24 protein-coding genes are annotated in these 22,071 nt (G+C 66.0%); 19 read left to right on the top strand and 5 right to left on the bottom strand.

Going from position 1 to position 22,071, the window contains the following annotated elements:
• The first annotated feature begins 83 nt into the window (after positions 1-83).
• The 16 genes from M0534_RS09635 to M0534_RS09560 all read left to right on the top strand — a co-directional run bounded on the left by M0534_RS09635 (position 84) and on the right by M0534_RS09560 (position 15,908).
• Positions 84-668, top strand: coding sequence for a UPF0149 family protein (locus tag M0534_RS09635; RefSeq protein ID WP_248568215.1), 585 nt, complete (start codon positions 84-86; stop codon positions 666-668).
• Positions 669-707: 39 nt separating this feature from the next.
• Positions 708-2,012, top strand: a complete 1,305-nt coding sequence (gene pepP / locus M0534_RS09630) for a Xaa-Pro aminopeptidase (protein WP_248568214.1) — start codon at positions 708-710, stop codon at positions 2,010-2,012.
• A gap of 11 nt (positions 2,013-2,023) precedes the next feature.
• Positions 2,024-3,253, top strand: a complete 1,230-nt coding sequence (locus tag M0534_RS09625; RefSeq protein ID WP_248568213.1) for an FAD-dependent monooxygenase — start codon at positions 2,024-2,026, stop codon at positions 3,251-3,253.
• Entirely contained in the window at positions 3,246-4,487 is a 1,242-nt protein-coding gene (locus M0534_RS09620; RefSeq protein ID WP_248568212.1) for a UbiH/UbiF/VisC/COQ6 family ubiquinone biosynthesis hydroxylase, read from the top strand. Before M0534_RS09625 ends, M0534_RS09620 begins: the two co-directional genes overlap by 8 nt.
• 156 nt (positions 4,488-4,643) lie before the next feature.
• Positions 4,644-5,666: a Fe(3+) ABC transporter substrate-binding protein gene (locus M0534_RS09615; protein ID WP_248568211.1), complete on the top strand. Its 1,023-nt coding sequence runs from the start codon at positions 4,644-4,646 to the stop codon at positions 5,664-5,666.
• A 36-nt stretch (positions 5,667-5,702) separates the two neighbouring features.
• Positions 5,703-7,385: an ABC transporter permease gene (locus M0534_RS09610; RefSeq protein ID WP_428348742.1), complete on the top strand. Its 1,683-nt coding sequence runs from the start codon at positions 5,703-5,705 to the stop codon at positions 7,383-7,385.
• 87 nt (positions 7,386-7,472) lie between these two features.
• Entirely contained in the window at positions 7,473-8,576 is a 1,104-nt protein-coding gene (gcvT, locus tag M0534_RS09605; protein WP_248568209.1) for a glycine cleavage system aminomethyltransferase GcvT, read from the top strand.
• Between the two features lie 30 nt (positions 8,577-8,606).
• Positions 8,607-9,005, top strand: coding sequence for a glycine cleavage system protein GcvH (gene gcvH / locus M0534_RS09600; protein ID WP_248568208.1), 399 nt, complete (start codon positions 8,607-8,609; stop codon positions 9,003-9,005).
• A complete protein-coding gene (gcvPA, locus tag M0534_RS09595; RefSeq protein ID WP_248568207.1) occupies positions 9,005-10,366 on the top strand; it encodes an aminomethyl-transferring glycine dehydrogenase subunit GcvPA in 1,362 nt (453 codons plus the stop codon). The genes gcvH and gcvPA overlap by 1 nt, the downstream gene beginning before the upstream one ends.
• Positions 10,363-11,826: an aminomethyl-transferring glycine dehydrogenase subunit GcvPB gene (gene gcvPB, locus M0534_RS09590; protein ID WP_248568206.1), complete on the top strand. Its 1,464-nt coding sequence runs from the start codon at positions 10,363-10,365 to the stop codon at positions 11,824-11,826. The genes gcvPA and gcvPB overlap by 4 nt, the downstream gene beginning before the upstream one ends.
• A gap of 35 nt (positions 11,827-11,861) precedes the next feature.
• Positions 11,862-12,812 carry a carbohydrate kinase family protein gene (locus M0534_RS09585; protein ID WP_248568205.1) on the top strand — a complete coding sequence of 317 codons (951 nt, stop codon included), beginning with the start codon at positions 11,862-11,864 and terminating at the stop codon, positions 12,810-12,812.
• The gene (locus M0534_RS09580; RefSeq protein ID WP_248568204.1) at positions 12,809-13,165 is read left to right on the top strand and encodes a metallophosphoesterase family protein; all 357 of its coding nucleotides are present in this window, start codon (positions 12,809-12,811) and stop codon (positions 13,163-13,165) included. The genes M0534_RS09585 and M0534_RS09580 overlap by 4 nt, the downstream gene beginning before the upstream one ends.
• A gap of 1 nt (position 13,166) precedes the next feature.
• Positions 13,167-13,733 (top strand): phosphoribosyltransferase family protein, encoded by a 567-nt coding sequence (locus tag M0534_RS09575; protein WP_248568203.1) that lies wholly within the window; start codon positions 13,167-13,169, stop codon positions 13,731-13,733.
• On the top strand, positions 13,730-14,554 hold the full coding sequence (gene rsmA, locus M0534_RS09570; protein ID WP_248568202.1) for a 16S rRNA (adenine(1518)-N(6)/adenine(1519)-N(6))-dimethyltransferase RsmA: 825 nt from the start codon (positions 13,730-13,732) through the stop codon (positions 14,552-14,554). Before M0534_RS09575 ends, rsmA begins: the two co-directional genes overlap by 4 nt.
• A gap of 100 nt (positions 14,555-14,654) precedes the next feature.
• Positions 14,655-15,056 carry a Co2+/Mg2+ efflux protein ApaG gene (apaG, locus tag M0534_RS09565; RefSeq protein ID WP_248568201.1) on the top strand — a complete coding sequence of 134 codons (402 nt, stop codon included), beginning with the start codon at positions 14,655-14,657 and terminating at the stop codon, positions 15,054-15,056.
• 18 nt (positions 15,057-15,074) lie between these two features.
• Positions 15,075-15,908, top strand: coding sequence for a symmetrical bis(5'-nucleosyl)-tetraphosphatase (locus tag M0534_RS09560; protein WP_248568200.1), 834 nt, complete (start codon positions 15,075-15,077; stop codon positions 15,906-15,908).
• A gap of 36 nt (positions 15,909-15,944) precedes the next feature.
• On the opposite strand, the gene M0534_RS09555 is transcribed toward M0534_RS09560, so the two are convergent.
• From M0534_RS09555 to M0534_RS09540, 4 genes are all read right to left on the bottom strand, one after another.
• Complete coding sequence (locus M0534_RS09555; protein ID WP_248568199.1) at positions 15,945-16,832, bottom strand: ROK family protein; 888 nt, start codon at positions 16,830-16,832, stop codon at positions 15,945-15,947.
• Position 16,833: 1 nt separating this feature from the next.
• Positions 16,834-17,673 (bottom strand): regulatory signaling modulator protein AmpE, encoded by an 840-nt coding sequence (gene ampE / locus M0534_RS09550; protein WP_248568198.1) that lies wholly within the window; start codon positions 17,671-17,673, stop codon positions 16,834-16,836.
• Positions 17,673-18,233: a 1,6-anhydro-N-acetylmuramyl-L-alanine amidase AmpD gene (gene ampD, locus M0534_RS09545; protein ID WP_248568350.1), complete on the bottom strand. Its 561-nt coding sequence runs from the start codon at positions 18,231-18,233 to the stop codon at positions 17,673-17,675. Before ampD ends, ampE begins: the two co-directional genes overlap by 1 nt.
• 240 nt (positions 18,234-18,473) lie before the next feature.
• The gene (locus tag M0534_RS09540; RefSeq protein WP_248568197.1) at positions 18,474-19,559 is read right to left on the bottom strand and encodes a DEAD/DEAH box helicase; all 1,086 of its coding nucleotides are present in this window, start codon (positions 19,557-19,559) and stop codon (positions 18,474-18,476) included.
• A gap of 41 nt (positions 19,560-19,600) precedes the next feature.
• On the opposite strand from M0534_RS09540, the gene M0534_RS09535 reads away from it, so the two are divergent.
• From M0534_RS09535 to phaP, 3 genes are all read left to right on the top strand, one after another.
• Positions 19,601-20,194: a hypothetical protein gene (locus M0534_RS09535; protein ID WP_248568196.1), complete on the top strand. Its 594-nt coding sequence runs from the start codon at positions 19,601-19,603 to the stop codon at positions 20,192-20,194.
• Positions 20,169-20,627: a hypothetical protein gene (locus tag M0534_RS13820; protein ID WP_428348675.1), complete on the top strand. Its 459-nt coding sequence runs from the start codon at positions 20,169-20,171 to the stop codon at positions 20,625-20,627. The genes M0534_RS09535 and M0534_RS13820 overlap by 26 nt, the downstream gene beginning before the upstream one ends.
• Before the next feature lie 108 nt (positions 20,628-20,735).
• The gene (gene phaP, locus M0534_RS09525; RefSeq protein WP_248568195.1) at positions 20,736-21,098 is read left to right on the top strand and encodes a TIGR01841 family phasin; all 363 of its coding nucleotides are present in this window, start codon (positions 20,736-20,738) and stop codon (positions 21,096-21,098) included.
• 87 nt (positions 21,099-21,185) lie between these two features.
• Here the strand turns inward: phaP and purU are convergent, their stop codons facing one another.
• A complete protein-coding gene (purU, locus tag M0534_RS09520; RefSeq protein WP_248568194.1) occupies positions 21,186-22,058 on the bottom strand; it encodes a formyltetrahydrofolate deformylase in 873 nt (290 codons plus the stop codon).
• Positions 22,059-22,071 lie beyond the last annotated feature (13 nt).

Below are 22,071 nucleotides of genomic sequence, written 5' to 3'. Positions count from 1 at the left end.
ACCGCCGGAACCCAATGGTAGGATAGCCTGTCCGGCAATCACAGACTTGTTTCAGAAATCTGCCGGCGAAATGGAGGACGGCCATGGTCGATCAGACCTGTACGCATGCCGAACTGGAAGCGGCTCTCGGCGCGGTATCCGCGCAGATGGGGGCCGCCGAGAGCCAGGGGCTGTTGTGCGGCATGCTGAGTGCGTCGTCGAAGACCGAGATTGCGGAATGGATCGCGCGGGTTCTCGAGGATGCCGAGCCGAAGGGTGACCCGGCGCGGCGCTGTCTGGAGCAACTCAGTGTGCTCTGGCAGCAGACCCGTGATGGGTTGCAGGATCCCGACCTCGGTCTGCAGCTGCTGCTGCCGGCGGCAGAAACAATGCTGTCCGCACGTGCTGGAGGGCTGGCGGCCTGGTGCCAGGGCTTTCTCTACGGGCTTGGTCATGACCAGCAGGACCGCGTCGCGAAGCTGCCTGGTGAGGCTGCCGAGGCGGTGCAGAGCCTGTCGGAAATCGCCTTGCTGGACCCGGATGCCAGTGGCGAGGAAGACGAGGCGGCCTTCTCCGAACTGGAGGAGTTCGTCCGCGTCGCGGCACTGCTGGTGCATGAGCAACTCCAGCCGCTGCGTCGGCAGCGGCCAGTGCCGGTGCAACTGCCGGATGACGGAACCATTCACTAGGAAATAGTTGAAAAGTCCACCCATGCCAGGAGAGGTGTTGTGATCCAGGAGGAATACCGCCGTCGCCGCGAGGAACTGATGGCGATGATGGGGGAGCAGGCGGTTGCGGTTCTCGCTGCTGCTCCCGAGCAGATTCGCAACCGCGATGTGCATTACCCCTATCGGCAGGACAGTGACTTCTTCTACCTCACCGGGTTCGCTGAGCCCGAGGCGGTGCTCGTGCTGGTGCCGGGGCGAGCCCAGGGCGAGTACATCCTGTTCAACCGCGAGCGCGATCCGGATCGCGAGGTCTGGGACGGGCCGCGCGCCGGACAGGACGGTGCCTGCGATCAGTTCGGCGCTGACGATGCCTTTCCGATCGACGATATCGACGACATCCTGCCGGGCATGCTGGAGGGTCGGCAGAAGGTGTACGGTAGCCTTGGCCAGCACCCGGAAATGGACCAGATGCTGTTCGGCTGGGTCAATCAATTGCGCGCCCGTTCACGCCTGGGAGTCAGGGCGCCGGACGAGTTCGTCTCGCTGGAGCACCTGCTGCACGAAATGCGGCTGTTCAAAAGTGCGGCGGAACTGGCTCAGATGCGGGAGGCGGCCGCGGTGGCGGCCAAGGCGCATCGACGGGCCATGCAGCGCTGCCGGCCGGGACTTTTCGAATACCAGATCGAGGCGGAATTCCACGCCGTGTTCCGCGACCATGGCGGTGAGCATGCCTATCCGCCGATTGTCGGCGGTGGCCGCAACGGCTGCATCCTGCATTACATCGATAACCGGGCCGAGTTGCGTGATGGCGACCTGCTGCTGATCGATGCCGGTTGCGAACTTGACTGCTACGCCTCCGATATCACGCGCACCTTTCCGGTCAACGGACGTTTTTCCGGGGAGCAGCGCGCAGTCTACGAGATCGTGCTTGCCGCGCAGCAGGCAGCAATCGTCGCGACCCGGGCCGGTAACCACTGGAACGAGCCGCATGAACAGGCGGTGCGTCTACTGGTCCAGGGCTTGGTTGACCTGGGCCTCCTGGACGGTGACATCGACGGCTTGATCGAGCAGGAAGCCTACCGCCCGTTCTACATGCATCGCACCGGCCACTGGCTCGGGCTCGATGTACACGACGTCGGTGACTACAAGGTGGACGGTCACTGGCGGGAGCTGGAGCCGGGCATGGTGGTGACCGTCGAGCCGGGCCTCTACATCGCCGACAACATCCCGGATGTCGACCCGCGCTGGCACAACATCGGTGTGCGCATCGAGGACGACGTGGTGGTCAGCCGCGACGGTCCCGAGGTCCTCAGTCTCGATGTGCCAAAGGCGATCGACGACATCGAGGCACTGATGCGCTCGTGACGACTGCCTCGATGCCCGATGCCGACCTCGTGATTGCCGGTAGTGGCCTGGTGGGGCTGACCCTGGCCTGCGCACTGCGCCATTCCGGCCTGCGTCTGCTGCTGGTGGACCCCGGCCACGGCCCGGCAGGCAAGTCCGATCCCCGCAGTGTTGCGCTGGCGCCCGGCTCGCGCCATATCTTTGAGGCGCTCGGAGTCTGGCCACGGCTTGCCGGCCGGATGGCGCCGATCCGCAGCATCCACGTGTCCGAGCGCGGCGGCTTCGGCCGGGTCCGGCTGGAGGCCGAGGAACAGGGCATGGCGGCACTCGGGCACGTGATTATGAACCGCGACCTGGAAGCGGCCCTCTGGCAGCGGATCAACGATGATCCCGGCTCGCTCAGTCTATTGACCGGGACGCAGGTACAGGCGCCCGAAAACGACCGCGACCGGATTCGCATGGAACTGCTGGAGCAGCAGACACGCCGCACCGTGTCGGCGCGTCTGCTACTTGCGGCCGATGGCGCCGGATCGCCGTTGCGGCAGGCGGCCGGGTTGGGCGCCGAAGAGCTGGATTACTGCCAGGTCGCCCTGGTGGCGACAGTGCGAGCCAGTCGTCCGCATCAGGGGCAGGCCTTCGAGCGCTTCACGCCAGGTGGTCCGCTGGCCCTGCTGCCGTTGCCCGATGGTCGCCTGTCACTGGTCTGGTCCGCGCCCAGCGCGCGGGCCGACACGCTGGCCCCGCTGGACGACGCGGCCTTCCTCGCCGAATTGCAGCAGGCTTTCGGCTATCGTCTCGGCCGACTGCTTGAGGTCAACGATCGCGGTGCCTGGCCGCTGCGGCTGCGCCGTGCCCGCAGGCGGCGCGATGGACGCCTGCTGCTGGTCGGAAACGCCGTTTGCAATCTGCACCCGGTTGCCGGCCAGGGGCTGAATCTTGCACTGCGTGATGTCGCCGGACTGGCAGAGGCGCTGCATGAGGCGGCACAGGCCGGTCAGGATCCGGCCCTTTCCCGCGAGCTGGCTGCCTGGCTGCGTGCGCAGCATCGCGTGCAGCAGCGGGTCACCGCGTTCACCCACGGCCTGGTCGGTCTTTTCTCCAACGAGTTTCCGGGGCTGCGCTTGGCCCGCAATGCGGGACTGCTGTTGCTGGCCGGCTTGCCGCCGTTGCGGCGGGGGTTTGCGGGCCTGGGCATGGGGCGCCATGGTGGTGGTGGGCGGCTGAGCCGAGGCTTGCCGCTGGACGGAGATGGCCGTGATTGACAGGACATTCGATGTGGCCATCGGCGGGGCCGGGCCGGTGGGCTTGATGCTGGCCGCGGCCCTGGCCGAACAGGGCGCCCGTGTCGCCGTGTTCGAGGCCGGCCCGCCGCCGCAGTGGTCGCCGGAGCATCCGGACATCCGTATCTCGTCACTCACCCCGGCATCGCGTCGCATGCTGGAACGAGTCGGTGTCTGGCCGGCCATCGCCGAGCGGCGGCTGGGGCCGTTCGAGGCCATCCATGCCTGGGATGCCGGCGGTGCGCGATTGCGTTTCCATGCCGCGGACCTGGAGCAGCCGGCATTGGGTTATCTGGTTGAACACAGCCTGCTTCAGACCATGCTGGACCAGCGGCTGCATGCGCATTGGGGTGGCAGCGTTCTTTGTCGGTACGACTGCCGGATCGATGAGGCCAGGACGGAGCCTTCCCGCTGCCGGCTGCGCCTGGGCGACGGTGGCACGGCGCGTGCGCGGCTGCTGGTTGCGGCTGATGGTGCCGGTTCCGCATTGCGGCAACAGATGGGCATCGGGGTGAGCGGCCGGAGTTACGGCCAGCACGGGCTGGTAGCGACCGTGCGACCTTCGAAATCGCATGGCCGGATCGCGCGGCAGCGCTTCATGCCCGGCGGACCACTGGCCCTGTTGCCGGTGCAGGACGATTTGTGCTCGATCGTCTGGTCGCTGCCTGACGAGGAAGCAAAACGCCTGCAGTCCCTGGACGATACCGCGTTCCTTGCCGCGCTGACGGACGCATCGGAGGCGGTGCTCGGGCCGATCCGGGAGACCGGCCCGCGGCACCTGTTCCCACTGCGCTCGCAGCAGGCGGACAGCTATGTGGCGCCGCGATTCGCCCTGGTGGGGGATGCCGCGCACGTCATCCATCCGCTGGCCGGGCAGGGTGTGAACCTGGGCCTGCTGGATGCTGCGGCATTGGCCCAGGTCGTGGGCGAGGCCTTGCAGGAGGGCGTTGACCCCGGCGCTTATCCGCAGCTGCGGCGTTATGCCCGCTGGCGCCGCAGTGACAATCTGCCGGTGCAATGGCTGATGGACGGATTTCACTGGTTATTCAGCAATTCGGATCCGGTGCGGCAACTGGCCCGCAACCTCGGTTTCCTGGCCACCGAACGCCTGCCCCCGGCGAAGCGTCTGTTCACCGCTCTTGCCCTGCATTCGGGCGCCCACCTGCCGCGGCTGGCCTCGGAAAAAATACGGACTCCAACGCAGGCGCGGGAATAAATCAGTGTTTCCCTAGTCAGCGAATCGCTCCCCGGGTCGCGTCGCGGCCGATTTCTGCACGGTTTCTTCAGGTCATGCGCAAGTCTTTTTGCAGGCCGTAATAAGAATGATTATCATTGCTGACATTGTCCCGTTCACCGTCAGGAAGCCGGTCTCATGCGCGTATTGTTGATTGTGGGTCTCGTCGCCGCGGCCGTACTTGGTGTCTCGTTCTGGGCCAGCCAGCAGTCGGGTGGGCAGGGTGACGAGATCATCGTCTACTCGGCGCGCCAGGAGCATCTGATCAAGCCGCTGTTCGACCGCTTCACCGAGGAAACCGGCATGCGTGTTCGTTACGTCACCGACGATGCCGGGCCGTTGCTGCAAAGGCTTCGGGCCGAGGGGGCAAACACCCGCGCCGACATGCTGATGACAGTCGATGCCGGCAACCTCTGGCAGGCGGCGGAGCAGGATGTGCTGGCTTCAATCGAGTCGGACACGCTGGAGCGCAACGTGCCGGCCAACCTGCGTGATCCGGATGGTCGCTGGTTCGGTCTCTCGGTCCGTGCCCGCACCATTGTCTACAGCACCGAGCGGGTGGATCCGGAGGACCTGTCCACCTACGAGGCGCTGGCCGATGATCAGTGGGACGGCCGGCTCTGCCTGCGCACCTCGAAGAAGGTCTACAACCAGTCCCTGGTCGCGACCATGATCGCCCGCCACGGCGAGGAGCTTACCGAGGAGATCGTTTCCGGCTGGGTCGATAACCTGGCCACCCAGCCGTTCTCCAATGACACCGCGGTGATGGAGGCCATCGTTGCCGGCCAGTGCGACGTCGGCATCGTCAATACCTATTATTTCGGCCGTCTCCAGGAACGCGATGGGGACGAGACGCCGCTGGCCCTGTTCTGGCCCAATCAGGACGCCGAGGGCGTACACGTCAACGTCTCCGGCGCCGGAATCACCCGCCACGCCTCGAATCCCGAGGCAGCCCTGCAATTGCTGGAGTGGCTGTCGGAACAGGAGGCGCAGGAGATGTTCGGCGCGCTGAACATGGAATATCCGGTACGCCCGGAAACCGAGTGGACCGAGCGCGTGCGTGGCTGGGGCGAATTCCAGGGCGATGACATCGACGTGTCCGAGGCCGGTCGTCGCCAGGTGGATGCCGTCATGCTGATGGATCGGGTCGGTTACCGGTAACGGTTCATGGCAACGCCGGAGGCCGATATCCGCTGGATGAGCCCGACTGCGGGTTCCACCCGGGGTGGCGGCACCGGTGGCTGGCGCTGGCTGGCGGTAGCGATCGCGGCGATCATCCTGGCGCCGATCCTGATTACCCTGCTGTCCTGGCTGCAGCCCGATCAGGCCATCTGGGAGCACCTGTCACAGACGGTGCTGACCCGGTTGATCGGCAACACGGTGTTCCTGATCGTCGGCGTCGCTGCGCTGGTGCTGCTGCTGGGGGTGTCGCTGGCCTGGTTGACGGCGGTCTGCGAATTCCCGGGTCGGCGGGTTTTCGATTGGGCGCTGATGCTGCCGCTGGCCGTGCCCGCCTACGTGCTCGCCTTCACCTTCATCGGCATTCTCGACTACTCCGGGCCGGTGCAGGGCAGTCTGCGCGACTGGTTCGGCAGCAGTGATTGGTTCCCGCCGATCCGTTCCCCCGGCGGCGTGGTCCTGGTCATGGGCCTGGTGCTCTACCCCTATGTCTACATGCTGGCCCGCACCGCCTTCATGGCACAGGGGCCGACCCTGATGGAAGCTGCGCGGATTGCCGGCATGGGACCCTGGCGCGCGTTCTTCCGCGTCGCCCTGCCGATGGCCCGGCCGGCCATCGCCGCCGGCACGGCGCTGGCGCTGATGGAGGCGCTCGCCGATTTCGGGGCCGTCGCGGTATTCAACTATGACACGTTCACCACTGCCATCTACAAGGCCTGGTACGGTTTCTTCAGCATCGAGGTGGCGGCGCAACTCGCCTCGTTGCTGCTGCTGTTCGTGGCGGTGGCATTGTTTACCGAACGCTACACCCGTGGCAGGGCACGCTTTTTCCAGGTCGCAGGCAGCGGCCACCGGATCGTGCTGCGGGGCACGCGAGCCTGGCTGGCCACCGGTTTCGCCGGCGGCGTGCTCGCCGTCGCTTTCCTGATTCCGCTGTTCCAGCTGGTCTGGTGGGTGATCTGGCATTCCATCGGCGATCTGGATGCGCGCTACCTGAACCTGTTGCTGCGAACGGTTGGGCTGGGCCTGATGGCCGCCTTCATCACCGTCAGCGTCGCCCTGGTACTGGCCTACGCCAAGCGCATCCAGCCGGACTGGCTGACGCGACGGGCGGTAGCGGCGAGCACGCTTGGCTACGCCCTGCCCGGTTCGGTGCTGGCGGTGGCGGTCATGCTGGTCTTTACCTGGCTGGATAATGCGATGGTCTCCTTGTTCGGTCTCGGTGGTGGCGGCTGGCTGGCCGGCAGCCTGGTTGCCCTGCTGCTGGCCTACAGTATCCGGTTCATGGCGGTTGCCTTCAGTTCGGTGGATGCCGCGGTGGAGCAGATCCGGCCAAGTATCCCCGAAGCCGCGCGCTGCCTCGGGGCTGGCCAGGGTCGCTTGCTGCGTGAGGTCTACCTGCCGATGCTGCGGCCGGGCCTGTTTGCCGGTGCACTGCTGGTCTGCGTCGACGTGATGAAGGAAATGCCGGCGACGCTGCTGATGCGCCCGTTCGGCTGGGACACACTGGCCGTTCGCATCTTTGAACTCACCAGCGAGGGCGAATGGGAACGGGCCGCCCTGCCGGCCGTCACCCTGGTGCTTGTCGGCCTGTTGCCGGTGATCTTCCTGGTCCGTCGATCCGCCCAGCAGCCACGCCGCTCGTCCCGGGGCACCGTGCAAGCGACCGCCGGCCGTGATCTGCGGCTTGGCGGGGCCTGACCCGGCCGGCGATTCCCCGCGTCACGAGACGGCGACCGTTTCCGTCTCTATCATGACGGCAAAGTTCGCACCCCGACGGTGAGGTCCATGAGCAGTGCACAACAACAGACGCCGTTGAATGCCCTGCACCGGGCGGCCGGCGCGCGGATGATCGATTTCTCCGCCTGGGATATGCCGCTGCACTACGGCTCGCAGTTGCGCGAACATGCCGCGGTGCGTTCCGCCTGCGGCGTTTTCGATGTCTCGCACATGGGGCTGGTGGATGTCGCCGGTGATCAGGCCGAAGCGTTCCTGCGCCGCCTGCTGGCGAATGATGTGGCGCGCCTGGATGATGGACGGGCCCTGTACAGCTGCATGCTGAATGTCCGGGGCGGGGTACTCGACGACCTGATCGTCTACCGTCTGCAGCAGGACCGTTTCCGCTGCGTGATCAACGCCGCCAACCGGGCCAGCGACATGGACTGGATGCTGACGCAGGGCGCCGATTTCAATGTGCATCTGCGCTTGCGCGACGACCTGGGCCTGCTTGCGGTACAGGGACCGCAGGCCGCGGACGTTCTGGCCAGCCTGCTGGAGTCGGACTTGGGTGACGCGCTGCGCGGACTCGAGCCGTTCGGCTGTCTGGAACGCGGCGCCTGGCTGCTTGGTCGGACAGGATATACCGGCGAGGATGGTTTCGAGGTTGCTGTACCTGCCGCACAGTTGGCGGGCCTCTGGCAAGGGCTGATGAATGCCGGTGTTGCGCCCTGTGGCCTGGGCGCCCGGGATAGCCTGCGTCTTGAGGCCGGCATGCACTTGTACGGGCAGGATATGGACGCGAGTACCTCACCGTTGGTCTCGCGGCTGGGCTGGACCGTGGCCTGGCAACCGGAGACGCGCGACTTCATCGGCCGTCAGGCATTGGCGACTGAGCGCGAGGCCGGGCCGGACCGCAACCTCTTCGGGCTTGTGTTGCAGGCGCGTGGCATGCTGCGTCAGGGGCAGGCGGTGGCACTGACCGGTCGCGATGGCGGCGGAGTCGTCACCAGTGGCGGATACTCACCGCAGCTTGGCTGCTCGATCGGTCTGGCGCGACTGCCGTTGGAGCCCGGGGAGACCGTCGTTGTGCAGAGCCGCCAACGTTTGCTGGAGGCGCGAGTCGTACGGCCGCCATTTGTACGCCATGGACGCGTGCTGGTGTCGAGCGAATGAAAACCGATATCTCAACAGGGGACAGCAGGGATGAGTGAACTACCCACAGAGTTGCGCTATGCGAGCAGCCACGAATGGGCAAGGCTGGACGATGATGGCCTGATCACTGTCGGCATCACCGACCATGCCCAGGAGGCCCTCGGCGATCTGGTGTTCGTCGAGACGCCGTCACTGGATGCCGATGTCGAAGCCGGGGACGCCTGCGCCGTGGTCGAGTCGGTGAAGGCGGCATCCGATATCTATGCGCCGGTCAGCGGTGTGGTGGTGGATGCCAATGGCCGACTGACCGACGAGCCGGAACTGGTCAACACCGATCCCTACGGCGACGGCTGGATCATGCGAATCAAGGCGGAGGATCCGGATCTGATCGAAGAACTGATGAGCGCCGAGGATTACGAACACATGCTTGCCGAGGAAGAGGACGACTAGTGCCGTTCATCCCGCACACCGAGGATGACATCCGCGAGATGCTGGCGGCGATTGGCGTGCCGGACCTGGACACGCTGTTCGACGAGATTCCACCCGAGTTGCGCGCGGGCAGCCTGCGGCCGATGCCGCCAGCACTGCAGGAAATGGAAATCGGCCGGCTGATGCAGGATCGTGCGGGCCGCGACCAGACCGGGCCGTGCTTCATCGGCGCGGGTGCCTACCAGCACCACGTGCCGGCGGCGGTCTGGCAACTGGCGACGCGGGGCGAGTTCTACAGCGCGTACACGCCCTATCAGGCGGAAGCCAGTCAGGGCACGCTGCAGTTGATCTACGAATACCAGTCCATGATGTGCGGCCTGATGGCGATGGAGGTGTCCAACGCGTCGCTGTATGACGGTGCCTCCGGGCTTGGTGAAGCCATGCTGATGGCAATCCGGGCGAACCAGAAGGTGCGTTCCGGACGCATCCTGGTGGCCGACAGTCTGCATCCGGTGTACCGCCAGGTGGCACAGGCCGTGGTTGGCAACCAGGGGGTGACGCTGGAATCACTGCCGCTGGAGCCGGCCTCCGGCGTGGTTGATGTGGCGGCCTTGCCGCTGCTCGATGACGTGGTGGCCGTGGTGATACCGCAGCCGAATTTCTTTGGGCGGCTGGAGGCCGTGGACCGCCTGACCGACTGGGCGCACGCCGCCGGCGCACTGGTCATCGGTGTGGTCAATCCCCTGGCCATGGCCCTGCTCAAGCCGCCGGGTGACTGGGGCGAGCACGGTGCCGATATTGCCTGCGGCGATGGTCAGCCACTGGGCGTGCCGTTGTCCTCGGGTGGGCCGTACTACGGATTCCTCTGTTGTCGCCGCAGCATGGTCCGGCGGATGCCCGGGCGTATTGTCGGTCGCACCGTCGACCTGGATGGCGTGGAGGGCTACACGCTGACCCTGCAGGCCCGTGAGCAGCATATTCGGCGGTCGCGTGCGACCTCCAATATCTGCACCAACCAGGGTCTGGTGGTGACCGCCTCGACCATCCACATGGCGCTGCTGGGTGCCGAGGGCCTGCGTCGGGTGGCGGCCTGCTGCCACGAACGCACCCGCACGCTGGTGCGGAACCTCTGCGAACTGCCGGGCGTGCGCGCCCTGCACCAGGGAGCCTGTTTCCATGAACGGGCGCTGGATCTGGGGCAACCCGCCGAGCCGGTGCTGGAACGTCTGGCCCGGCGTGGCCTGCTTGGCGGTTACCCCCTCGGACAGCATGATCCGGCGCTTGCCAACGGCGTGCTGGTCTGCGCCACCGAGGTCATCACCGATAGCGACATCCGGGCCTATCGTGACGCCCTGGCCGATATCCTGCGGGAGGCTGCATGAGGCAGGACCGTCTGATCTTCGATCAGGGCCGCCCCGGCCGCAGGGCGCAGGTCCAGGCCCCGGCCGCATCCCCGGACACCGGCGACTTGCCACCGGAGGCACTGCGCCGGCAGCCACCCTGTCTGCCGGAGGTGTCGGAACTGCAGGCCGTGCGGCACTACACGCGTCTGTCGCAGAAGAACTTTTCGATCGATACCCAGTTCTACCCGCTGGGTTCCTGCACCATGAAATACAACCCGCGGGCCAGCAATTCGCTGGCCATGCTGCCGGGTTTCCTGCAGCGCCACCCCTGGGCGCCGGCGGCGCAGAGCCAGGGGTTCCTCGCCTGCGTGCAGGAGTTGCAGGAGATGCTGTGCACGGTCACCGGCCTGGCAGAGTTCAGTCTGACGCCGATGGCCGGCGCCCAGGGCGAGTTCGCCGGTGTGGCAATGATCCGTGCCTACCATCAGGCGCGGGGAGACAGTGAACGGACCGAGATCCTGGTGCCGGATGCCGCCCACGGCACCAACCCGGCCACCGCCGTGATGTGCGGTTTTACCGTGCGCGAACTGCCCACCGACGCCGACGGCGATGTCGACATGCAGGCCCTGCGCGAGGCGCTGGGTCCAAAGACCGCCGGCATCATGCTGACCAACCCCTCCACGCTCGGTGTGTTCGAGCGTCGCATTCGCGAGATGGCGGATCTGGTCCACGAGGCGGGTGGCCTGCTGTATTACGACGGCGCCAACCTGAACGCCATTCTTGGCAAGTCCCGCCCTGGTGACATGGGTTTCGATGTCATCCACATCAATCTGCACAAGACCTTTTCGACGCCGCATGGCGGCGGCGGTCCGGGCGCCGGTGCCATCGGGGCCGGCGAGCGGCTGCAGGGGTTCCTGCCAATCCCGATGGCGGGTCGCGACGGTGACCACTACCGCTGGCTGACCGAAACCGACCGGCCGCAGAGCATCGGCCGCCTGTCGGCCTTCATGGGCAATGCCGGCGTCATCCTGCGGGCCTACGTCTATGCCCGGATGCTGGGTGCCGAGGGCATGGTCCGGGTCGCCGAGTTTGCCACCCTGAATGCCAATTACCTGATGAGCCGGTTGCGTGCCGAAGGTTTCCAGGTCTGGTTTCCGCAACGCCGGGCCAGCCATGAATTCATCATCAGCCTGAAGCGCGAGTCCCGCGACCTCGGGGTCGGCGCCATGGATGTGGCCAAGCGCCTGCTGGATTACGGCTATCATGCGCCGACCGCCTATTTCCCGTTGCTGGTTCCGGAGTGTCTGCTGATCGAGCCGACCGAGACCGAGACCCGCGAGGAGCTGGACGGCTTCGTCGACGCCATGGTGGCCATTCGGCAGGAGGCGCGGCGCGATCCCGAACTGGTTCAGGGCGCGCCACATCGGCTGCCCGTCCGCCGGCTGGACGAGGTCCGGGCGGCACGCGAACTGGATCTCCGCTGGACGCCCGACGCCTGAGCAGCGCCCCGACCGACAATCCCGGAGGAATCTGCATGCCCGCATTGATCAGCGGATCGATCGCCTACGACACGATCATGGTGTTCCGTGATCGGTTCAAGAATCACGTCCTGCCCGATCAGGTGCATATCCTGAACCTGGCTTTCCTGGTCGACGACATGCGCAAGGAATTCGGCGGCTGTGCCGGCAATATCGCCTACAACATGCGCTTGCTGGGTGATGAGGGGATCTGTCTGGCGACCGTCGGTCGTGACTTCCCGGCCTATCGGGAGTGGATGGATCGCTGGCAGATACCGCGTGACCATGTGCTCGAGCTGGACCAGCACTACACCGCCCAGGCCTACATCACCACGGACCTGGACGACAATCAGATCACCGCGTTTCATCCCGGTGCGATGAACCAGGCGCACCAGGTGCATGTGCCGGCCGATAGTGGTGCCCGGCTCGGGGTGTTGGCGCCGAACGGCCGTGACGGCATGCTGCAGCATGCCCGCGAGTTTCGTGAGGCCGGCCTGCCGTTCATCTTCGATCCCGGCCAGGGCCTGCCGATGTTCCAGGACGAGGAACTGCGCCACTTCATGGAGCAGGCGACCTGGCTGGCGGTCAACGATTACGAGTCGGAATTGCTGCAGCAGCGCACCGGCCTGAGTCTGGAGCAGATGGCGGCCCGGGTGGAGGCACTGGTGGTGACACGCGGTGCCCATGGCTCACGGATCTACACCGGCGGTCGCTGTCTCGAAATCCCGGCGGCAACAGCAAGCGCGGTAAACGACCCCACCGGTTGCGGCGATGCCTACCGTGCCGGCCTGATCCACGGGCTGTTGCACGATCTGGATTGGGAACTGACCGGCCGCATCGCCTCGCTGATGGGCAGTATCAAGATCGCCCACCACGGCACCCAGAATCACCACTTCAGCCGTGAGCAGTTCGCTGCCGCCTATCAGCGGGCATACGCGACGCCACTGCCGGACGCGGCTTTCGGATGACCGGCGCGGCGGAGCAGGGGCTGGCCATACGGTTGCAGGGCGAGACCCTGCACCAGTTGCCGCGTCGCGCGATCTGGTGGCCGGCCCGGCGGACGCTGATCCTGGCGGATGCGCACCGTCAGCTGCAGACCACCCTGGTGGCGGGCAATCACGATCGGGGTCTTGACCGCCTGCCGGAGGACTGGATGCTGGACTGGCGGCACAGGCCACTGGCCGATGGGCCGTTCGTGTTCCGGCATGAGCCCGAACCGATGCGGCAGGGCTGCGTGCTGGCCGGACACCTGCACCCGGTACTGCGACTGCGGGGCCGGCCGACGTCCCGGCGAACCGGAGTCCTGGTCAACGGAGGGTGAGATGAGCGCATCGAGCTTTCGGCTGAACATCGGCACATTGCAGCGCGAGCTGCCCCTGTTCGAGGTCGCACCCGGCGTACGCATTGCGGTGCTCAATATCCTCGGCGACCCGGAACTCACCGAGGCCGCCGCCGATGCCCTGGCGGAACAGCTCAGGGCTGTCAGCTTCGACGTGCTGCTGACCGCCGAGGCCAAGAGCATTCCCCTGATTCACGCCCTGGCCCTGCGTTGCCGCAAGGCCTCGGTGGTTCTGCGCAAGGCCTGGAAGCCCTATATGGGCAATGCGCTGCAGGCCACGACCCTGTCAATTACCAGCGGCCGTGAGCAGCGCCTGTATCTGGACCAGAAGGACCGCGAAGTCCTCCGTGGTCAACGCGTTTTGCTGCTGGACGACGTCATCAGCACCGGGTCCACGCTGGCCGGCATGCGCGAGCTGGTGGAGCAAGCCGGTGGCCGCGTCGTGGGCACCGCGGCGATCTGTACCGAGGGTGATGTGCAGGCGCATGACGGGGTGATCGCACTGGCGCATCTGCCGGTGTTTTCCGACTCGGATGCATCTTCCCGGTGAATGCCGGGGCGAAGCCGCCGGGCCACCGCGCGCGTAAGCGCTTCGGCCAGAACTTTCTGCATGACCAGCGTGTTGTGGAACAGATCGTGCGGGCGATCGGGCCGCAACCCGACGACCAACTGCTGGAGATCGGCCCGGGCCAGGGCGCGCTGACCCTGCCCTTGCTGCGGGCCGCCGGGCGGCTGCATGCGATCGAGATGGACCGGGATCTGGTCGCGCCGCTGGCGGCGCAGGCGGCGCAGGCGGCGGAGTTCGGCGAGCTGGCCCTGCGCCAGGGCGACGCCCTGCAGGCGGACCTGGGCCAGTTTGCCACCGAGGCCGCCAGCCTGCGGGTGGTCGGCAATCTGCCCTACAACATCTCCTCACCACTGATCTTTCATCTGCTCGAACAGCGCGAGTTGATCCGCGACATGCATTTCATGCTGCAGCGGGAACTTGTGGATCGCATGGCGGCTCCACCCGGCAGCCGGATCTACGGCCGCCTGTCGGTGATGGTGCAGTACCATTGCCAGGTGGACCGCTTGTTCACCGTCCCGCCGGGGGCCTTCAGACCCGCACCGAAGGTCGAGTCAGCCGTGGTGCGCCTGCTGCCGCTGCGTCCACAACCGTTGCGGGCAGTGGACGAAGCCGTGTTTTCCAGGATCGTTGCAACCGCCTTCGGCCAGCGTCGCAAGATGCTCCGGCGCAGCCTGGCCGGCCTGCTCGACGAAACCGACATGCGGGCGTCCGGCGTCGACCCCAGTGCGCGACCGGAGCAACTCGGGGTGGCCGCGTTTGTGGCACTTGCCGATGCCCTGGCTGCCTTCATGTCGCCGAAGTGACGCGTTAGACTGAAGCTCGAAAAAAACATCCGACCGACGCTGGGCGGAAGCCGGCCCAGGTGCCGGCGCGCTACTCGGGGCGCGTTATGTCGGCAAAACCATGCATACCAGGGCGGTGATGGACGAACTCAAGCAATATAACGTGGAAGTGGATGTGGCCCCGACCTATCTGGATCACGAGTCCGATCCGGACAACGGCCGTTACGTCTTCAGCTACACCGTCACCATCCGCAACGTCGGCGAGGTGGCCGTCCGCCTGATCAGTCGCCACTGGGTGATAACTGATGCCAACGGCGAAGAGCGCGAAGTGCGCGGTGAAGGTGTGGTTGGCGAACAACCGCACCTGTCGCCCGGCAAGGGATTTCGTTATACCAGCGGCGCGATGATCGAAACACCCGTCGGAAGCATGCGCGGCAGCTACGAGATGCTGGCCGATGATGGTGTGAGCTTCGTCGCGGAAATCCAGCCGTTCACGCTGGCCATGCCCAACACCCTGCACTGAGGCCTGACGGATACTACCGTGGCGACGTACTGCATTGGCGATATTCAGGGCTGCCATGATGAGTTTCTGGCATTGCTCGACCGCCTTCAATTCGACCCGAAGCGTGACCGGCTCTGGCTGACCGGCGACCTGGTCAACCGTGGCCCGCGCTCGCTGGCCGTGATGCGCTATGTGCGCGACCTCGGCGACTGCGCCACGGTGATTCTGGGTAACCACGATATCCACATGCTGGCCGCCTGGGCCGGGGCGTCGAACCTGAAGAAGAACGACACCGTGCAGCATGTGCTGGATGCACGGGATGCCGACGAGCTGATGCATTGGCTGCGTCGGCAGCCCCTGTTGCACGAGGATCCTGGGCTCGGTTACGTGATGCTGCATGCCGGGCTGCTGCCGGCCTGGACCCTGGAGCAGGCGCGGGAGCGCGCGCGAGAGGCGGAGACGGCACTGGCTGGCGAGGGCTACAGGGAGCTTTTCGACCACATCTACGGTGACACCCCGGACAATTGGTCGGACGACCTGACCGGCTGGGACCGGCTGCGTTGCATCATCAATGCCTTCACCCGCATGCGTTTCTGTGACATGCAGGGCCGGATGCGGATGGATTACAAGGGTCCACCGGGCGGCCAGCCCGACGGCCTCGTGCCCTGGTTCCAGGTTCCCGGGCGCAAGCCCATGCCGGCGGGTCTGACCCTGGTTGTGGGGCACTGGTCGACCCTGGGCTATCTCGAGCAGGGGGATCTGGTGGCGCTGGATACCGGTTGTCTCTGGGGTGGCTGTCTGACGGCCATCCGCCTGGATGGCGAGCGCCAGCGCATCAGTCAGCCCTGCCCCGGGGCCAAGCGGCCGGGCTGATTCTCGTCGTTTCAGTCGCCCTGTGGTCCGCTGCCGTCAGAGCAAGGCGGCACCTCGCAGACCACTGTCATCACCATGTCGGGGCGGCAGCAGGCGCGTGCGGACCACGTCCGAGAACACGTACTGCCCCCAGCGGTCCGGCACCAGTTGATACAGGGCCCGGATCTGCCCCAGGCCGCCGCCGAGTACGATCACATCCGGATCCAGCACATTGATCACCGTCGCCAGACCGCGTGCCATGCGATCTGCGTAATCCTCCAGGCTACGGCATGCGGCGGCATCACCCCCGGCCGCGGCGGCGGCTATCTCGGCGGCGCTCAGCGCGATTCCGGTTTGGCGATGGTGGGCGGCGCTCAGCCCGGGGCCGCTGAGCCAGGTCTCGATGCAGCCCCGGCGACCGCAGTAGCAGGCCGGTCCCGGCCACTCCTCGTCGCGCGGCCAGGGCAGGGGATTGTGACCCCATTCGCCACCGATCCGGTTGACGCCCTGCTGCAGCGCGCCGCGGACGACAATGCCGGCACCGGTGCCGGTGCCGACGATCACGCCGAACACGCAGTCGGCGCCGGCGGCGGCCCCGTCGCGGGCCTCGGACAGTGCAAAGCAGTTGGCATCATTGGCCAGCCGCAGTGGGCGGCCCAGCGCCTTCTCCAGATCCTGTTGCAGCGCCTGGCCGTTGAGCACCACAGAATTGGCGTTGCGGATCAGGCCGGTGGCCGGTGATGCGGAGCCGGGCGTGCCGATGCCGATCCGGGCGGCGGGGCCATGCGACTGTTCCAGGCGGGTGATAAGCCCACGGATGCAGGCAAGGATGCCTGCATAGTCATTCTGTGGTGTGGCCTCGCGCAGCCGCTCGAGTTCATCGCCGGCATCGCCCATGGCGATGGCCGCGATCTTGGTCCCGCCCAGGTCAATTCCGATCCGCATCTCAGATTGGCAGGATCAGCTTGAGCACGATCAGCGCCGCGAACAATCCGATCAGCGCCCGTCGGATCAGTTGCCGGCTCGTGGTCAGACGCTGCACTGGCGTGGCATCCGCCGGCAGGTGCAGTGCCGCGCGGCCACTTCGGTCGAGCAGCTCGCGGTTACTGACATGGGGGCCAAGACCGCGCCAGCTCGCGAGTACCGCCTGCAGGCTGCCCATGAAGCCGTAGGCACACAGCAGCAGGCGCGCCGGCAGCCAGCCCAGCCAATCATGCCAGACGCGCAACGCCTGGCCGCCGCTCTCATGATCTTCGGCGAGGCCGCGGGCCAGGTCTGCCAGCCGCCAGGCCACCGCGCCAAAGGGGCCAAAGACGATGAACCAGAAGGCCAGCGCCAGCAGATCCGGCGCGCCCTCGGATAGCGCATGCCGTTCGGCCTGCTCGGACGCGGTTTCGCCGAAGCGCTCCCGGTCCGCCGGCAGGTTCTCGTCAACCAGCTGTTGTGCCTGGTCCTCGCGGCTCCGCTCCAGCGTGCGGATCAGTTTGCTCAGCAGTTGATCCGCACGCAGCGGCGGCAGGCACAACAGCAGCACCAGGACGCCGAACAGCAACGCCGGGATGCCCGCCAGCCGGTATCCCAGCAGCAGTTGCAGCAGCGCGGTCAGCAACACCGGAGGAAGCAGCAGGAGCAGCACCGGCAGCGTCCTGTTCCAGTCGTTCGCCAGGTCCAGGCGGACCTGCAGCCAGTCCGCGTAGCGAAGGAAAGGAGCGCGCATGTTCCAGTCCCGGCTGACCGGCCAGTAGTGGCAGATCAGCAGCGCCAGCAGGATCGCGATCACATCCATCAGCTCATGCCTCCGCTTCGGCGCAGCCGCTGCCAGTCAAATGCCGGCCCTGGATCCGTCTTGCGGCCCGGGGCCACGTCACTGTGGCCGACAATGCGCTCGGCCGTGATGCCCGGATAGGCGGCGCGCAGCGACGGCAGCAGGTGCTCGAGGGTCCGGTATTGCCTGTCGTCATAAGGCGTGTCATCGGTTCCTTCCAGCTCGATGCCGATGGAGTAGTCGTTGCAGCGTTTACGGCCCCGCCAGCAGGACACACCGGCATGCCAAGCGCGGCGGTGAAACGGCACAAACTGTATCAGGCGGCCGTCGCGCCGCACCAGCAGATGCGCCGAGACACGCAGCCTGTGAATGCCGGCGAAGTAGGGGTCGGCATCGGGGTCCAGTCGATTGAGAAACAGATCTTCGATCCAGCGGCCACCGAATTCTCCCGGCGGCAGGCTGATCCCGTGCAGGATCAGCAGATCGATGTCGGTCGGATCCGGGCGGGCATCCTGGTTGGGTGACGGCTGTTGTCGTGCGGCCGCGAGTCGCCCGCGTTTGACGTCAATGTGCCAGTCCATCGGTTCCTGGGTCGTTCCGTCCTGCACCGCGCTTCAGCCTCCGTTCAGTTTCGTTGTGGATCATGGGTGGTGTGATGAGGGGCATTCCGTCCCCTCGCACGCGTCTCTTCATTCAACGCGATACAGGAGTTGCTGTCATGGCAGCTGGTCGACGATTCATCCATGTCCTGGCCGGACGCTCGCTGATTGCCGTAGTTTGCCTTTTGTTGCCGGCGGGTGCCGTATTGGCCGACCATCGGCTCAGTGAGCGGGCGCTGGTTGGCGGTGCTGTCGGCGGCGCCCTCGGGGGGTATCTGGGCGCCGAGCTTGGTGGTCGTGAAGGCGCGATCCTGGGCGGCATGCTGGGCGCCGGCTCCGGGGTTGCCGTGGCGACGCCGCATTATCGGACGGCGCGCCATTACCACCCGCCTCGGCATCATTATTCGTCCCGCAGGCATTACCATTACTATTCGGCACCCCCACCTCGTGCCCGGCACTACGCGCCACCGCGGCGGACCGTGGTCTACCACCATCATTACCACGCGCCACCGAAGCGTTACGCACCGCCGCGGCACTACCGCAGCGCGCCGCGCTACCACCGCTCGAAGTCGCCGCGGCATGGTCGGCGGCACTGGTACTGAGCGGCGGGCCTGATCTCGCAGGGGGTCGGCCGAATCGTCGATTACGCCGGGCCGGTTGTTGCCTCAGCCGGCCCGGCGTTCTTGATTTCAGCCGCTCCAGCATGGCCTGGGCCCGGGTCTGCCAGTCCTCGCTGCTCAACTGGCTCTGAATGCGGCTGACCGAGAGCAGGAAACCCAGTGGCGCCAGTCGTTCGGGGCGGGTGGACTTGGATTGCCCCGGGTAGCCCTGGAAGACCAGCCCGGCGATGCGGGCGATTTCGCGAAAGTGCCGGCGCGCCATCTCCGCCGCGTTCAGGCACTGGCGCAGATTGTCGAGCAGTGAGGCGTCGCTCAGGGCCAGCCGCAAGCGCTGGATGTGCTGCGGCGTGTCGCCGGTGCGGCGTTCAACCCGCCAGTGCAACCCGAGTTGCTCGACCGTGGTCTGCAGGTGACCGGTGGTGTCCGCCGCGAGGGCGCGTAGCGGCGTGATCCACAGTACGGTCAGCGGCGCTTCCTTGTTCTGGTGTTTGGCGCCCTCGGCCTGCAGTGCCTCGCATACCGGGCGGAACCAGGCCGCCAGGGTCTTGCTGGTGCCGGTGGGCGCATGGATCAGGCCGCTGTCGCCGTTGGCATAGGCCTGCCAGACCTGGCGCTGGAACGGCTGGATTTGCCAGCCCTGCCTGCGGAACCAGCCATCGATCGGGTCCGTCGACTGATTTGCTGGCATTATTGGCTCACCGATGGTTTGCGGGAATTATGGGAGAAACGATGCGTCTTGCATGGATCGGGCTTGCCTGCGCCCTGATGCTGCCGGTGGCTCCGGCATCGGCGGACGGCGGCGACAAGAGCTGGTCGCTGGGTATTTCCGGAACCACGGTGCAAAGCCGGTTTCGCGCCGGTAATGACCTCGGCGGCAACAGTAACGGCATGGATGATTCGGTCCTGCTGCGGGTCACGCGGCTGCAGGGTGGCTGGCGCTACGGCGGTGATGCAGTGCAGGTCAGCTACGACGAGGCGCGGATGCGGGTGGTGACCGTTTATGCGGACTGGGTGCGTTCGGCGGGTAACATCTTCTCCTGGTACCTGGGTGCGGCTGCCGGCTACGGGCAGGTGCGCTGGCGCGGCAACGACCCCCTGGACGGCGGCGAGCATTTCGGGGTCAGCGGCGATACCGCCGGTTCCTGGGTGCTCGGGCCGCGCCTGGGTGGTCTGATCGAAGTCACCGACCGGGTCGAGGTTGAAATCGGCTATCGCTATCTTGTTACCGGCATCAGTGACCGATTCAGCGGAGATGCCGCCAGCGGCACGGTGCGGGTCCGGGATCAACGTCTGGTGCATGGCGGGGTCAACCTGCGCTTCTGATCTGCCGGGGCAGGGCATGCACCTGTTCCAGCGAATCCGCATCCCCCGGCGCCAGGTCCTGCCGCCAGCGGGCAATCCGGGGGAAGCGCAGGGCGATGCCGGACTTGTGCCGGCTGGACGGCGCAATGCCCTCGAAGGCGCGTTTGAACACCTGTACCGCTTCCACAGCGCGCACCGATCCGAAACGCTCGGTGGTGTGCCGCCGGATCCAGCGGTCCAGCTGCTCGATCTCCTTATCCCGCTGGGCGAAATAGACGCCGCTGCCACTGCGGGCGTTATCGCCGTGGGCGCGCGGCGCGGGCCGCCAGGGATCGATATGGAAATCGCCGGCAGCGGTGGCGTTCTGGCGACTGCCGAGGGTTCCGCGACGACGCCGGATGAAGATCTCGCGACGAGCATCGAATTGTCATCCGGATTCGCTGGAATGGAGTGATGACGCGGCGCAACAAAAATGTTGCAAAGCACAAATCAGGGTGCTATGTTGCATTGCATCAGGGGATAGGTCCCCTGCGGATAACCCTGAATCGTAGGAGATTTGACCATGTTGTACGATGAAATCCTGAACAAAACCAATGCCCAGTTCGAAACCTATCTGGCCCCCGCTCGCAAGGCCAGCAGCCTGGTGATCGAGCACTTCGCCAAGGTCTCCGAGTTCCAGCTGGAAGCCCTCAAGGCCTATTCCGACCTGAGCGTCGAGCAGCTGCGCGCTGCCGCCAAGGTCAGCGATGCCAAGAGCCTGCAGGACTTCCTGAGCAACCAGACCAAGGTTGCCAAGACCGTCGGTGAAAAGCTGAACGAAGATGCCAGCACGCTGGCCGGTTTCGGCAAGGACCTGACTGCCGAGCTGCAGAAGCTGACCCAGGAAAATGTCGCCACCGTGAGCAAGGCCGCCAAGGCCGCCTAAGACTCCGGTAAGCGGTAACAAGCCGTCGGTCCGTCACCGGACCGGCGGCTTTTTTATGTCCACAGGGAAATACTGAGACAGACCCGGTTAGCCGAATACGACGGTGCGGTTGTCGTAGCACAGCACCTTGCGCTGCAGATGCTTCCAGACCGCGCGGGACAGCACCACGGTCTCCAGGTCCCGCCCCTGGCGCACCAGATCCTGGACCGAGTCCTTGTGTGTCACCCGGGCCACGTCCTGCTCGATGATGGGGCCGGCGTCCAGTTCGGCGGTGACATAGTGGCTGGTCGCGCCGATGACCTTGACACCCCGGTCATGCGCCGCGTGATAGGGCCGCGCGCCGGCGAAGGCCGGCAGGAAGGAATGGTGGATATTGATCACCCGTTCTGGATAGTGGCTAATGAAATCCGCGGACAGGATCTGCATGTAGCGGGCCAGCACGACGAAGTCGATGTCGTGCTGCCGCAACAGGTCGAGTTGTCGGGCCTCGGCCTCGAACTTGGTCTCGGCACTGACCGGGATGTGCTCGAATGGTATCCGGAAACTCTCCGCCACCGGCCGCAGCTCGTCATGGTTGCTGATGATCAATGGCACGTCGACCTGCCATTCGGCGGACTGGCATCGCGCCAGCAGGTCGAACAGGCAGTGCGACAGGCGCGAACAGAAGATCGCCATGCGCGGTCGCTCATCGGAGAAATGCAGGCGCCAGTGCATGTCGAAGGGGTCGGCAATTTCCTTCGCAAAAGCCGGACCAATCGCGTCCCGGGCCAGCGCGAAGCGCTCCAGATCCCATTCGACCCGCATGAAGAACACACCGCGGACGGCATCCACATGCTGATCCAGGTCGAGGATGTTGCCGCCATGCCGCGACAGGAATTCGGTCACCGCGGCGATCAGGCCGCGCTGGTCCCGGCAGTGGACCAGAAGAATGGCGGAGTGCGGATCACTGGCGCTGGACATGGCAAGGCTTCCC

Origin of the sequence: Methylonatrum kenyense (genome assembly GCF_023195885.1) — a bacterium.
Classification (GTDB): Bacteria; Pseudomonadota; Gammaproteobacteria; order Nitrococcales; family Aquisalimonadaceae; genus Methylonatrum; species Methylonatrum kenyense.
The sequence above is the reverse complement of the archived record's forward strand: the minus strand, read 5'-3'. Positions and strand labels throughout refer to the sequence as shown.